Origin of the sequence: Micromonospora sp. NPDC000316, assembly GCF_042898885.1 — a bacterium.
Taxonomy (GTDB): Bacteria; Actinomycetota; Actinomycetes; order Mycobacteriales; family Micromonosporaceae; genus Micromonospora.
Map to the genome: position 1 here is coordinate 365391 of NZ_JBIAZG010000002.1, position 13330 is coordinate 378720.

At 69.6% G+C, this 13330-nt stretch carries 14 protein-coding genes, 1 tRNA gene and 1 other RNA gene; 13 read left to right on the forward strand and 3 right to left on the reverse strand.

Annotated features, from left to right (window positions below; genetic code table 11):
- Positions 1–36: 36 nt before the first annotated feature.
- The 8 genes from ACFY2Q_RS06215 (at position 37) to ACFY2Q_RS06250 (ending at position 6500) form a co-directional block, all read left to right on the forward strand.
- Positions 37–552, forward strand: coding sequence for a PadR family transcriptional regulator (locus tag ACFY2Q_RS06215; protein ID WP_387128092.1), 516 nt, complete (start codon positions 37–39; stop codon positions 550–552).
- A 64-nt stretch (positions 553–616) separates the two neighbouring features.
- Positions 617–1738, forward strand: coding sequence for a peptide chain release factor 2 (gene prfB, locus ACFY2Q_RS06220; protein WP_387128093.1), 1122 nt, complete (start codon positions 617–619; stop codon positions 1736–1738).
- Positions 1739–1856: 118 nt separating this feature from the next.
- On the forward strand, positions 1857–2537 hold the full coding sequence (gene ftsE, locus ACFY2Q_RS06225; protein WP_328423791.1) for a cell division ATP-binding protein FtsE: 681 nt from the start codon (positions 1857–1859) through the stop codon (positions 2535–2537).
- Positions 2538–2604: 67 nt separating this feature from the next.
- A complete protein-coding gene (ftsX, locus tag ACFY2Q_RS06230) occupies positions 2605–3480 on the forward strand; it encodes a permease-like cell division protein FtsX (RefSeq protein WP_387128094.1) in 876 nt (291 codons plus the stop codon).
- 152 nt (positions 3481–3632) lie between these two features.
- Positions 3633–4112 carry an SsrA-binding protein SmpB gene (gene smpB / locus ACFY2Q_RS06235; protein WP_387128095.1) on the forward strand — a complete coding sequence of 160 codons (480 nt, stop codon included), beginning with the start codon at positions 3633–3635 and terminating at the stop codon, positions 4110–4112.
- Between the two features lie 105 nt (positions 4113–4217).
- Positions 4218–4593: a transfer-messenger RNA gene (gene ssrA / locus ACFY2Q_RS06240) on the forward strand.
- A gap of 398 nt (positions 4594–4991) precedes the next feature.
- Positions 4992–5519, forward strand: coding sequence for a hypothetical protein (locus ACFY2Q_RS06245; RefSeq protein WP_387128096.1), 528 nt, complete (start codon positions 4992–4994; stop codon positions 5517–5519).
- A 36-nt stretch (positions 5520–5555) separates the two neighbouring features.
- The gene (locus ACFY2Q_RS06250; protein ID WP_387128097.1) at positions 5556–6500 is read left to right on the forward strand and encodes a hypothetical protein; all 945 of its coding nucleotides are present in this window, start codon (positions 5556–5558) and stop codon (positions 6498–6500) included.
- Between the two features lie 13 nt (positions 6501–6513).
- Here ACFY2Q_RS06250 and mdlC read toward each other — a convergent pair whose 3' ends face one another.
- Positions 6514–8109, reverse strand: coding sequence for a benzoylformate decarboxylase (gene mdlC, locus ACFY2Q_RS06255; RefSeq protein ID WP_387128098.1), 1596 nt, complete (start codon positions 8107–8109; stop codon positions 6514–6516).
- Positions 8110–8631: 522 nt separating this feature from the next.
- Here mdlC and ACFY2Q_RS06260 point away from each other — a divergent pair.
- Entirely contained in the window at positions 8632–9222 is a 591-nt protein-coding gene (locus tag ACFY2Q_RS06260; protein ID WP_357008696.1) for a YqgE/AlgH family protein, read from the forward strand.
- Positions 9223–9318: 96 nt separating this feature from the next.
- A tRNA-Ala gene (locus ACFY2Q_RS06265) sits at positions 9319–9391 on the forward strand.
- A gap of 144 nt (positions 9392–9535) precedes the next feature.
- Here the strand turns inward: ACFY2Q_RS06265 and ACFY2Q_RS06270 are convergent.
- Entirely contained in the window at positions 9536–9658 is a 123-nt protein-coding gene (locus ACFY2Q_RS06270; RefSeq protein WP_053657252.1) for a ribosomal protein bL36, read from the reverse strand.
- Between the two features lie 137 nt (positions 9659–9795).
- On the opposite strand from ACFY2Q_RS06270, the gene ACFY2Q_RS06275 reads away from it, so the two are divergent.
- Positions 9796–10722 (forward strand): lytic polysaccharide monooxygenase, encoded by a 927-nt coding sequence (locus ACFY2Q_RS06275; RefSeq protein WP_387128099.1) that lies wholly within the window; start codon positions 9796–9798, stop codon positions 10720–10722.
- 30 nt (positions 10723–10752) lie between these two features.
- Here ACFY2Q_RS06275 and mgrA read toward each other — a convergent pair whose 3' ends face one another.
- Positions 10753–11748 carry an L-glyceraldehyde 3-phosphate reductase gene (gene mgrA / locus ACFY2Q_RS06280; protein ID WP_387128100.1) on the reverse strand — a complete coding sequence of 332 codons (996 nt, stop codon included), beginning with the start codon at positions 11746–11748 and terminating at the stop codon, positions 10753–10755.
- Between the two features lie 70 nt (positions 11749–11818).
- Between mgrA and ACFY2Q_RS06285 the strand changes: the two genes are divergently transcribed.
- Both ACFY2Q_RS06285 and ACFY2Q_RS06290 read left to right on the forward strand, forming a co-directional pair.
- The gene (locus ACFY2Q_RS06285; RefSeq protein WP_387128101.1) at positions 11819–12799 is read left to right on the forward strand and encodes an aldo/keto reductase; all 981 of its coding nucleotides are present in this window, start codon (positions 11819–11821) and stop codon (positions 12797–12799) included.
- A gap of 5 nt (positions 12800–12804) precedes the next feature.
- Positions 12805–13302, forward strand: coding sequence for a hemerythrin domain-containing protein (locus tag ACFY2Q_RS06290; protein WP_387128102.1), 498 nt, complete (start codon positions 12805–12807; stop codon positions 13300–13302).
- The last annotated feature ends 28 nt before the right edge of the window (positions 13303–13330 follow it).

A 13330-nucleotide genomic window follows, 5' to 3' on the forward strand; every position in this document is an offset into this window, starting at 1 on the left:
TGGACGTCGGCACCGCAAAGTGGCAGCGTAACGGGCATGGCGGAATCCGGAGTCAACCCCACGGCGGCGGCCCTGCTCGGGCTGCTCCACGAGGGGCCCATGACAGGCGGTCAGTTGATGGCCGCCGCTGAGCGCCGACTGGCGCCGTACTGGTCGATGACACGCAGTCAGGTCTACCGGGAGTTGCCGGTGCTGGCCGAGCGAGGTTACGTGCGGCTCGGCAAGCCGGGCCCGCGGATGAGCCAACCGTACGCGCTCACTGCCAGCGGAAAACGGACATTCTCCCGTTGGCTGGCGGAGAACCCGGGGAAGGACACCATCCGCAACCCGATCGCGCTCCGGATGGCCTTCGGCAACCTGCACTCCGCGAGCCAGCTCAAGAGCCTGTACGCCTCTGCCAACGAATACCACACCGAGGCCCTGGCGCAGGTCCGGGAGCAGGTCAAGAACGCCAAACGGGACGGCGAGACGTACGACGCCAGCGCGCTGGAGTTCGCCGTCGCCTACCACCGGGCTGCGCTGTCGTGGCTGAAGTCCGCCCCCGTCGGGTGACGATCGGCAAGTTCCCGCATACGGAACGAGCTGCTCCGGTCGCGGCACAGTACGCTTGTCTGTCGTGACCGCTGCCGATTACGCCGAACAGCTCAAGGAACTCGACGCGACCCTGCGCAACATCGAGGCCGTCCTCAACCTGGACCGCCTGCACGAGGACAAGGCCCGACTGGAGCAGGAGGCTTCCGCCCCTGACCTGTGGGACGACCAGGCCAAGGCGCAGCAGGTGACCTCGCAGCTGTCGTACGTCAACGGCGAGATCAGCAAGCTGGGCAGCCTGCGCTCCCAGCTCGACGACGCCCGGGTGCTCCTGGAGTTGGCCGAGGCCGAATCCGACCCGGGTGTGCTGGCCGAGGTCGAGGTGGAGATCACCGGGCTGACCAAGGCCATCCAGGAGATGGAGGTCCGCACCCTGCTCTCCGGCGAGTACGACTCCCGAGAGGCGCTCGTCGCCATCCGGGCCGGCGCCGGTGGTGTGGACGCGGCGGACTTCGCCGAGATGCTGCTGCGGATGTACCTGCGCTGGGCGGAGCGGCACGGCTACCCGACCGAGGTCTACGAGACTTCGTACGCCGAGGAGGCGGGTCTGAAGTCGGCCACCTTCGCGGTCAAGGTGCCCTACGCGTACGGCACCCTCAGCGTCGAGTCCGGCACCCACCGGCTGGTCCGGATCAGCCCGTTCGACAACCAGGGCCGCCGGCAGACCAGCTTCGCGGGCGTCGAGGTCCTGCCGGTGACCGAGCAGACCGACCACATCGACATCCCCGAGAACGAGGTACGCGTCGACGTCTACCGCTCCTCCGGCCCCGGTGGGCAGAGCGTCAACACCACCGACTCGGCGGTCCGGCTCACGCACATTCCGACAGGCATCGTGGTGACCTGCCAGAACGAGAAGTCCCAACTGCAGAACAAGGCCTCCGCGCTGCGGGTCCTCCAGGCTCGCCTGTTGGAGCGCAAGCGCCAAGAGGAGCAGGCCAAGCTGGAGGGTCTCAAGGAGAACGCCGCCGGCTCGTGGGGCGACCAGATGCGCTCCTACGTCCTGCACCCGTATCAGATGGTGAAGGATCTCCGAACCGAGCAGGAGACCGGCAATCCGAGCGCGGTCTTCGACGGCGAGTTGGACAGCTTCATCGAGGCTGGTATCCGCTGGCGCAAGCAGCGGCAACTCGCCGGCGACGGTGCGTGACGATTCGCGGGCGGAGCGCGTCGTCGATCTCCAGGTAGAGGCCTGAATCGACGACGCGCGCTGCTTCTGCGGGGCGTGGGACTTGGCTAAGTTGTTACACCGCGTAGACTCACCACCCGTGATTCAGCTTGAGCAAGTGACGAAGACGTACCCGAAGGCGTCCCGGCCTTCGCTCGACAACGTGTCCGTCTCGATCGAGAAGGGCGAGTTCGTCTTCTTCATCGGTCCATCCGGCTCCGGCAAGTCCACGATCATCAAGATGCTGCTGCACGAGGTCGCCCCGAACAAGGGGCGGGTCATCGTCAACAGCAAGGACGTCACCTCGATGCGTTCCTGGAAGCGACCCCACTTCCGGCGCTCGATCGGCTGTGTCTTCCAGGACTTCCGGCTGCTGCCGAACCGCACCGCCTACGAGAACGTGGCGTTCGCCCTTGAGGTGATCGGCAAGACCAAGGCGGTTGCCCGCCGGGTCGTGCCGGAGGTGCTGGAGCTGGTCGGGCTCGGTGGCAAGGAGCACCGCTATCCGCACGAGCTCTCCGGTGGTGAGCAGCAGCGGGTCGCCGTCGCCCGGGCGTTCGTGAACCGCCCGTTGATCCTGCTGGCGGATGAGCCGACGGGAAACCTGGACCCGGACACCTCGATCGAGATCATGCGTCTGCTGGACCGGATCAACCGCACCGGCACGACCGTCGTGATGGTCACCCACGACTCCAACATCGTGAACCAGATGCGCCGCCGCGTCGTCGAGATCGAGAGCGGCCGTATCGTGCGTGACCAGGCCCGCGGCGTCTACGGGTGAGCCGGCGCTCCACCCCTGCGCAGCCTGACGACGAACACTTCATGCCGGAGACCCGGAGGAAATCCCGATGCGCGTGAAATACGTCCTGTCCGAGGTATTGGTCGGACTGTGGCGCAACGTGACCATGACCGTCGCGATGATCATCACGATGGCGGTCTCGCTGACCATGCTCGGTGCCAGCGGTCTCATGTACCGCCAGGTTGACGACATGAAGGACCTCTACTACAAGAACATCGAGGTTTCGATCTTCTTGAACCAGGAGGTGAGCGAGCAGCAGCGCACCGACCTGAACACTCAGCTCGACGGCGACCCCCTGGTCAAGGCTGTCACCTACGTCAACAAGGACGAGGCGTACAAGAAGTTCCAGGAGATGTACCAGGACGCGCCGGACCTGGTGAACGCGGTCAAGCCGGACCAGCTGCCCGAGTCGTTCCGGCTCAAGCTGAACAACCCGGAGCAATACAAGGAAATCTACGACAAGTACAAGGACACCGAGGGCGTCGACGAGATCGTCGACCAGAGTCGACTGTTGGACAAGATCTTCGACGTCCTCACCGCGATCCAGAACATCGCCCTCGCCGCCGCGATCGTGATGGCCGTCGCCGCGCTGCTCCTGGTGGCGAACACCATCCAGGTCGCCGCGTACAGCAAGAGGCGTGAGGTGGCGGTCATGAAGCTGGTCGGCGCGTCCAACTGGTTCATCCAGGCGCCGTTCGTGCTGGAGGCCGTCGTGGCCGGCCTGATCGGCTCACTGCTCGGCCTGGTGGCCCTGGTGGCAGCGAAATATCTGCTCTTCGACGGATCACTCAAGGCGTTGCAGGGCCTGATGTCGCCGATCAGCTGGGGTGACATCCTGTTCGTCTTCCCGCTGATGGCCGGCGTCGGTGGCCTGATCAGCGCCGCCACCGCCTGGATCACCCTCCGGTTCTACCTGCGGGTCTAGGCACCGTACGGGTCGTCCCGTCGTCTCCCGGGGACCCTCCCGCGGCCGGAAATAAACGGCGCGGGAGGGTCCTTGCCATTCAGGTAGCATGATCGGTTGTCCGGTCGGGGTGGCCCCGACCGCTGACGTCAGAGGAGAGGGGGTGGCGCCGAATGCCACGGGAAAAGGGGCGCAAGGTGGTCGCCTCCAACAAGAAGGCGCGCCACGACTACGCGATCCTCGACACGTACGAGGCGGGCATGGCGCTCACCGGCACCGAGGTCAAGTCGCTGCGGGCCGGGCGGGCGTCGCTTGTCGACGCGTTCGCCCAGGAGCGCGACGGCGAGTTGTACCTGCACGCGATGCACATCCCGGAGTACACCCAGGGCACCTGGACCAACCACGAGCCCCGGCGTACCCGCAAGCTGCTGCTCAACCGCGTTGAGATCGACAAGCTGATCGGCAAGACCCGCGAGGGCGGGCTGACGATCGTCCCGTTGCAGGTCTACTTCTCCGATGGCTGGGCCAAGGTCGAGATCGCCCTGGCCAAGGGCAAGAAGTCGTACGACAAGCGTCAGGACCTCGCCAAGCGGGACGCGGACCGGGAGATCGCCCGGGTGTCCGGTCGGCGCGGCAAGGGCATGGACGACTGAATTCATCCTGTTTGTCCGGGTCGGCGCGTCGGCCTGGGGCTCGGGATGAAAGCTGTTGCGGCAGGCGTTAGTCTTGTCAGTGCCGCCACATCGGCGGCCTGTCGAGGGGGTGACTGGTTTCGACTTCGTACGCAGCGACAGGGGAAGCGAGCCGAGGAAGCCGACGTCGTCTCGAGAATCGGTCGTCGGAAACTTATAAGCGCCAAGAACAATCGCGCTGACTTCGCTCTCGCCGCCTGAGGCGAGTAGCTAAGTCTGTCGGCCTGGGAACGCCTTCGTCCCAGTAGCCGGCATCAGCTAGGAGGCTGGCCAATCGGACCCGGTCGCGGGGTCCGTGCGGCGAGATTAATCAGCGACTGGGCCCGTCACACCAACTTGCTCGCGTGAGCGGTGGGGCCGAGTAGAGGCACAGCGAGCTGCGCTCGGAGAAGCCCTGACAAACCGGCGAAGGACCCGGGTTCGATTCCCGGCACCTCCACCACCTCGAAGCGAAGCGCCCCGGCCCACCGGCCGGGGCGCTTCGTCGTTCCTGTGCCACCCGGGGTCGAACGCGTCACCGCCAGCCGCCAGTCCCGAGGCGATGATCGACTCGGCTTCCTTGAAGGCGGGGCATCCGGAGTGCTGGGACACCGCGACTTCATTGAACGCGAGTCGATCACTCCTGGCCGGGTGCCTGTCGGGGACGGGTTCGCCTACGCTGCCGCTGTGACGCCGACCGGGGAACTGAAGGGCCTACTCGGTGGTGCTCAGAGAGCCTTCACGAGGTTGGAGTGAAGGCTGTGACCGCTGGTGCAGATGAGGCCGTCAGGGCCTCTGGACAGCGCACACGGGCGGGTTCACCATCGCGGTATGGGGTAGCAGCGCCGCGCGGGAGGTGCCATGGTCACCGGTCCGGTCCAGCAGCCGTCAGTCACCACCCGGTCATCCACCGCCCATCCGTGGGCGACCGGGCTCACCCCCGAATCGCACACCGGGGCGTACCCCGTCGGTTTGCCCGGTCAGCCGCGACCTGCCGGACTCGCCGGTGACGTGCACGCACTCGCCCGGGCCCTGGCCAACCCGACGACCGAGCCGTGCTGGCGGGAGAACGTGCTGCTCCGGCTGCGTCCGGTCGGGCAGGGCTTCGCCGAGCACGTCCGGGTCACCGAGGGCCCGGCCGGCCTCTACCGGGAGCTGCTGACCCACTCGCCTCGGCTGGACCACCGGGTTCGGCTGCTGACCCGGGAGCACACGGCGATCGTCGCCGCCATGCTCGCCGTGCAGTGGGTCGCCGAGCGGCCCGAGGCCAGCCTCGACGAGTTGCGACACCGGGCGAGCCACCTGCTGCGGGTGTTGACCCGGCATCGGCGGCGGGGTGCCGATCTGCTGTGGCAGGCGTACCAGATGGATCTGGGGGGTGAGACCTAGAGGAACCGGGAGGTCGGCGGACACGTCGAAGCGGGTATGCGTCGACAGGCCCTGCTGCTCGTACTCCCGCTGCTGTTCGGGGTGGGCTGCGCCGGCCCGGCCGGCGGACCTCCCGGCCCGGAGCACCGCGCGGAGGCGTTCGACCGGAGGGCCGCCGAGGTCGCCGAGGCGTGGCGGCCCGGCCCCGAGTGGCGCACCGGGTACGTGCCGTTGCAGGAGCCGACCGTGCTGGCCGGCGACCCGCGCTTCACCCCGGACACCGAGGCGGCCTTCCGTGCCGGCTGGTACCGCGCCCAGGTCCCCATCCCGCCGGCCGGCGTGGGCGACGGGGAGATCCGTTTCCCGGACGGCCGGTCGACAGTGCCGCTTGTCAGCGCGGCCGAGGCGTACCGGCAGCTCGACCAGGGCGATCCGCTGCCCTGCCCGGGGCGGCCCAAGCAGCCCGGGCTGCCCGCCCCGGGCGGCCCCACCGTCGAGCCGGGCCCGGACGGTTGGTCCACAAGTTCGACGTCTACCGCCTGCCTCTCGCTTACCGTCACAGGTGTCACGCTCGGCGCGGTGCCGGTGCGTACCAGTCGGGGTGAGGCTCAGGTCCCGGCCTGGCTGTTCGCGGTCGAGGAGTTGGCCACCCCGGTGGCCCGACTCGCGGTCGCGCCCACGGCGGTCACCCCGGTCCCCGAACCCACCGCGCCGGCGGCGCCGCTGGCCGACGGTCTGGTGGCGGCCCAGGACCTGGCGGCGGTCGACGGGGTACGGCTGACCGTCCGGCTCGGTGTCGGCGCGTGTGACACCGGGATCACGCCGCTGGTGTGGGAACGACCGGACGTGGTGGTGGTCGGCGGCGCGGTCACGCGGGCCACCGGTCAGTGCATCGCCATGCTGAAGGTCGAGCCGGTCACCGTTACCCTTGCCGCCCCGCTGGGGGCGCGGCCGGTGCTTGACGTGTTCAGCGGGGCTCCACTGTCGATCGCTCCCCGCTGATCGGGCGCCACCCTCAAAGGATCTTGGGTACGTCGGTGCTGATCGGCACCGGCAGCACTGTGGGACGGTCGGCGCGCAGGCCGGTGGCGAGCGCCGCGCCCAGTTGGTCGGGGGTTTCCACCACAGCTGTGGCGCAGCCGTAGCCGGCCGCGATCGCTGTGACGTCCAACCCCGGCAGGTCCAGTCCAGGCACCCCGGGGGTGTCCTTCAACTCGGCGAACGCCTTGAGGATCGCGTACTGCTGATTGACCGGGACGATGACCACCACGGGCAGGGCCAGGCGCGCGGCGGTCCACAGCGCCTGCACCGAGTAGTGGAACGAACCGTCGCCGATCACCGCCACCACCGGGCGTCCGCGCCCGGTGTCCCGCTCGGCCAGCGCCACCCCGACCGCCGCCGGCAGGCCGTAGCCGAGGCCGCCGCTGGCCATCGTGAAGTACGACGCCGGTCGGGTGATCCGCAACTGTCGGCGCAGCGCGGACAGGTTGGACGGCGACTCCTGGACCAGCACGCCGTCCGCCGGCCAGTGCGTCGCCAGCGCGGCGAACAGGGCGTCGGCGCTCAGCGGCGTCGCGATCTCCGGCGGTGCCGGGATGGCCCGGGGCGTCGGGGGCTGTCGGTCGGCGGGAGGAAGCAGGTCGAGCAGCGCGGTAAGGGTCAGCCCGGGGTCGCCGAGCAGGCTGTCCCCGACCGGAGCCCGCGCGGCCTCGTCCGGGTCGTCCGTGACGTGCAGCAGCCGGGCGCCGTCGGGCAGGTGACCACCCGGCACGTACGGGTAGTAGCGGAACACCGGGGCGCCGATGACAAGCACTGTGTCGTGCCCGTCCAATGCTTCGGCCAGGGGTTCGATCGCGAACGGCAACACGCCACGGAAGCTCGGGTGGTCCTCCGGAAAGACGGCCCGCTCCGGTGCGGGAGCGGACCAGACCGGCGCGGCCAGCCGCTCCGCAAGCGCGACCGCCGCCGACCAACTGCCGGAGCGGTCCACCCCGGGACCGAACACCAGCGCGGGGTTGCGGCTGTCGACAAGCACCCGGGCGAACTCGGCCAACCGCTCGGGGTCCGGCCCGAAGCGGGTGGCCACCGAGCGCGGCGCGGGCGCCTCCTCGGCCGGCTGCGCCCAGTCGTCCATCGGCAGCGAGAGGAAGACCGGCCCGGCCGGCGGCTGCACGGCTGTCGCGTACGCCCGCAGCAGCGCCGCCGGGATGTCCTGCGCGCGGACCGGCTCGTAGCTCCACTTGACGTACGGCTCGGGCAACTCGACGGCACGGCGGCTGGTGAGCCGGGGTTCGAGAAGCAGCATCTCCCGGGTCTGCTGGCCGGCGGTGACGATAAGTGGCGTCTTGTTGTGCCAGGCGGTGACCAGGTTGCCCATGCCGTTGCCGGTGCCGGGGGCGGTGTGCAGGTTGACGTGCGCGGGCGTGCCGGTGGCCTGGGCGTACCCGTCGGCCATCGCGACGGCAGTTGCCTCGTGCAGCGCGTGGACGTAGTGGAAGTCGGCCGGGAAGTCCCGCAGGAACGGCTCCTCGGTGGACCCGGGATTGCCGAAGATGGTGGTCATGCCGAGGCTGCGGAGCACGTCGTACGTCGCGTCCCGGACCGTTGCCATCGCCACCTGCCTCCGTGTCGCGTACGCGCAGGGACGATCGTGGTCGCCCTCCCGACCAGCCGAATCTATCGGGATGTGACGGACCTTTCGGTCGTTTCACCGGCGTCGGTGGCACCGCTCATTCGGTGGACAGTCGAAGGGTCACGCGCGGGCCAGCCCCGGGCGGTGCGAAGCCGCCGGGGATCAACGCAATCGACGAGTAGCAGGCATCGCCGACGCGCGTCCCGGGAACGCGGCGCTCCGACGCGTCCGACGGACGTTCGTACGGAGTTTCCAGGTCATCCGGGGTGTCGTCGAGGCCGGCGCGCGGGCCCGATCCGCCGACCACCGCGACTCCGCCGCCCGTGCGGCCGAACCTTCGACTTAAGTGTCTGATCACCCGCCGGTCAGACCTTAGCCAGCACCCGGGACGCAGGCTATGGTGCCAGGCATGGCGTTGACAGCGGGGCTGAAGCTGGCGCACCGTGCGGATCCCGTGGGTGGCGGGTCCCCGGTCCGGGCTCACGATTGACGGTAGGTGGGATGCAGGGAGAGGGCCAGGCGATCGGCGGACGGGCGATGGAGTCGATGACCGGGCGGCTGCTGGTCGCGACTCCGGCGCTGAAAGACCCGAACTTCGACCGTACGGTGGTGCTGCTGGTCGCCCACGAGCCGGGCGGCGCGCTCGGCGTGGTGCTGAACCGGGCCACCGAGGTGCCGGTCGCCGAGGTGCTGGGTGACTGGAGCGACCTGGCCCGCGACCCGGCGGTGCTCTTCGAGGGCGGGCCGGTGCAGCCCGACTCGGCCATCTGCCTGGCCCGGATGCGGCAGCCGCTGCGCCGGCTCAAGGGCTTCCACCAGGTCTCCGGGGCGGTCGGCACGATCGACCTCTCGATCGACCCGGAGAAGCTGCGGGAGAGCATCGGCGGCATCCGGGTGTTCGCCGGCTACTCCGGCTGGGGCAGCGGGCAGTTGGAGCAGGAGATCGCCGACGGCTCCTGGTTCCTGCTGGACGCCCTGCCCGGTGACGCGTTCGTCGACCGCCCGGACGACCTGTGGCCCATGGTGCTGCGCCGGCAGGGCGGCATGATGGCCGCCGTTGCCCACTTCCCGCCGGACGTGGCGCTCAACTGACCCGGCGCGGTCCGAAACCGGCGGGGACCCCGCGAGATGACCATGCCGGCCGGTCTGTGTATAGTTTCCCAGTGCCCGGGCGACCGGGACAGGCAAGGGGCCGTGGCGCAGCTGGTAGCGCACCACACTGGCAGTGTGGGGGTCAGGGGTTCGAGTCCCCTCGGCTCCACCCTTGTGAAACGCCCTGGTGAGGTAAACAAATACCCCACCAGGGCGTTTTCGTGATCTCCCTACCGCCCTGGAAGCGACAACGCCCCGACCGGAAACCTTCCGGGCGGGGCGTTGACTGCTATATGTCCGTTACGGGGCTGGATCAGCCCTGGCGGCTCTTCCACTGCGGGTTGGCGCGGTTCACCACGATCACCCGACCGTGCCGGCGGACCACCACCGAACCGGGCTTCTGCTTGAGCGCGCGCAACGAGGTGCGTACCTTCATGTCTGCCTCCTCGGCCTGGGGTCTGGCCTCGATCCGTACCGTCTATCGGAACGCCCTGGCCCACCCTGCGATTCCCGCGCCCCCGGCGTCGAACCTTTGCCTCCCCGCGCCCGTACCACTGCCGGGAGGTAAACGTCATGACGGTAGGCCGGCTGCTCGCAGCGGTCCTTGTCGCTGCCGCGACAGTGCCGCTGGCTGCCACGCCCGCCGCCGCGCACGGCGCACCGACCGACCCGATCAGCAGGGCTGCGGCCTGCGGGCCAGCGGGTCGGCACGCGGCAAGCGCCGCCTGCCGGGCGGCCGTCGCGGCCGGCGCTGCGGTACGGGAGTGGGACAACGTGCGGGTTGCCGCTATCAACGGTCGGGACCGGGACCGGATCCCGGACGGTGAGCTGTGCAGCGGTGGGCTGTCCGCGTACCGAGGGCTGGATCTGCCGCGCACCGACTGGCCGAGCACCGACCTGACCGCCGGCGCGACGTTCACCTTCCGCTACCGGACCACAATCGAGCACCGGGGCAGCTTCCGGCTCTACGTCACCCGGCCCGGCTATGACCCTCGCACCCCGTTGACCTGGGCGGACCTGGAGTCGCGCCCGTTTCTGACGGTGACCGACCCGCCGGTGCGGGCCGGGGCGTACCAATTGGCGGGTCGGTTGCCGGCGGGTCGGAGCGGACGACACCTGATCTACACGATCTGGCAGAACTCCAACACCCCGGACACCTACTACTCCTGCTCCGACGTGGTGTTCCGAGCGGCGAAAAGCGGGGCGGCGAAAAGCGGGGCGGCGAAGAGCGGCCCGGCGAAGAGCGCGCCGCCGCGTACCACGGCTAGCCGGCCCGCCGCCGCCGAGTCGGCGGTGGCGGCGGCGGCCGACCCGGGCGTGCCTGTGGCGTCGGTACGCGACCTCGGCGCGCGGTGGCCGGTGCTGGCCGGCGCGGCCACCGTGTTGGTCCTGGCGCTGCTGCTGGTCGGCGTGGGCCGGCGGCGGCGTGGAGCCGTCGTCCCGGTCGGGCGGGTGTGCGAGGTTCGCAACCACCGGGCCGGGCGGCGCCGGATCTGGTGATCCGACCGGCCGCCCGCGGCCCGGCGGCGCTCAGCCCAGCAGTCGGTCGATCTCGGCCAACTCGTCGGCGGTGAAGTCGAGATTGCCAACTGCGGCGACGTTTGTCTCCAACTGCTCGACGCTGCTCGCCCCGATGATCAGGCTGGTCATCCTCGGGTCGCGCAGCGCCCAGGCCAGCGCCAACTGGGCCAGCGACTGGCCCCGCCGCTCGGCGACCGCGCCCAAGCCTCGGATGGTGGCCATCTTCTCGTCGCTGAGGTCGCTCTCGTTGAGGAAGACGCTTGTGCGCACCCGCGAGTCGGCGGGGATGCCACCCAGGTAGCGGTCTGTCAGCAGACCCTGGGCCAGTGGGCTGTACGCGATGCAGCCGGCACCGACCTCCTCCAGCGTGTCGAGCAGGCCGTCGGACTCGGTCCAGCGGTTGAGCATCGAGTACGACGGCTGGTTGATCAGCAGCGGCGTACCCAGGTCGCGCAGGATCGCGGCGGCGCGCGCGGTCTGCTCGGAGTTGTAGTTGGAGATGCCGACGTAGAGCGCCTTGCCGGAGCGGACGATGGCGTCCAACGCGCCCATCGTCTCCTCCAGCGGGGTGTCCGGGTCGAACCGGTGCGAGTAGAAGATGTCGACGTAGTCCAGGCCCATCCGGCTCAGCGACTGGTCCAGCGACGAGATCAGGTACTTGCGCGAGCCCCACTCGCCGTACGGGCCGGGCCACATGAGATAGCCGGCCTTGCTGGAGATGACCAGCTCGTCCCGGTACGCCTTCAGGTCGGTGGCGAGCATCCGGCCGAAGTTCTCCTCGGCGGAACCGGGCGGCGGGCCGTAGTTGTTGGCCAGGTCGAAATGGGTGACACCCAGGTCGAAGGCGCGCCGGACGATGTCGCGCTGCCGCTGATGCGGACGGTCGGGACCGAAGTTGTGCCACAGCCCGAGGGAGACGACGGGCAGCCGCAGGCCACTGCGTCCACTGCGCCGGTAGGTCATGCTCTCATAGCGGTCATCCGCGGCGAGGTAGGTCACGATCATGAGCCTAGACCCGCTCGGGAGTACGCGCGATGGCGCGTGCAAACCAGGACAACGGGGTAGTTTCGAGGCCATGCGGTTCATCCCCCTCGACACCCCCAAACCGCTCTCCAAGATCGGTCTCGGCACCTGGCAGTTCGGTTCCCGGGAGTGGGGCTACGGCCCCGACTTCGAACAGCGCGCCGCCCAGATCGTCAGACGCGCCGTCGAGTTGGGCGTGACTGTCTTCGATTCCGCCGAGGTCTACGGGTTCGGTCGCAGCGAGCGGATCCTCGGCGCGGCACTCGGCGACGACCGGCCCAAGGTCACCGTCGCCACCAAGATCTTCCCGGTGCTGCCGGTGGCCGCCGTGGTGCAGCAGCGGGCCGTCGCCTCGGCCGCCCGGCTCGGCGTCACCACCCTCGACCTCTACCAGGTGCACCAACCCAACCCGCTCGTCGCCGACCACACCACCATGCGCGGCATGCGGACACTGCAGGACGTCGGGCTCGTCTCCGAGGTCGGCGTCAGCAACTACGGGCTGCGCCGCTGGCAGATCGCCGAGGCGGCACTCGGCCGGCGGGTGCTCAGCAACCAGGTCCGCTACAGCATGCTGGACCGCGCGCCCGAGCAGGACCTGCTGCCGTACGCCCAGCAGACCGGCCGGGTCGTGATCGCGTACAGCCCGCTGGCCCAGGGCTTCCTCTCCGGCCGGTACGACGCCAAGAACCCGCCGACGGGCGCGGTCCGGCGGGCCAACCCGTACTTCCTGCCGGAGAACCTGGAACGCGGCGCCGCGCTCATCGACACCCTGCGCCAGGTCGCCGACGCCCACGACGCCACCCCCAGCCAGATCGCCCTCGCGTACCTGCTGCGCCACCCCAACGTGCTGGCCATCCCCGGCGCGTCGGGCGTGGAGCAGATGGAACGCAACGCCGCAGCAGCCGACATCGACCTCGCCGACGACGAGTACGCGGCACTGGCCGGGGCCGCCCAACAGTTCCGGCCGGTCACCGGGCTCGCCGCGATGCCCCGGATGCTGCGTGCCCGGTTCGCCGGCCCATCGGGAAAGTGAGCACAGTGGACGACATCACCGCGCTGATCCTGGACGACCACGCCTCCTTCCGGCGCGGCTTCGCCCGCCTCGACGACGCCCGCGACGAGCAGGAACTCCTCGCCATCTGGGACGCGCTCGCCCTGCACCTGGACATCCACGCCGAGGCGGAGGAGGCGATCCTCTATCCGCACCTGGTCAAGCACGGCGACGACGGCGAGGACGAGACCGCCGACGCCATCGGCGACCACAACAAGATCAGAGACGCCATCGCCGAGGCCAAGCTGCACCCGGTCGGCTCGAAGCCCTGGTGGGACGCCGTCGGCACGGCACGCCGGGAGAACAGCGAGCACCTGGCCGAGGAGGAGGACGAGGCGCTTCCCGACTTCCGCCGCCACGCCAGCACCGAGCTGCGCGCCGAGCTGGGCCAACGGTGGCTGACCTTCTACGGCGAGCACAAGAACGGACGCAACCTGCCCTTCCGGGACAAGGACCCGCAGGCGTACGTGGCCGACCACCGCTGACCACGGCCCGATTCGTTGTGTGGGGACC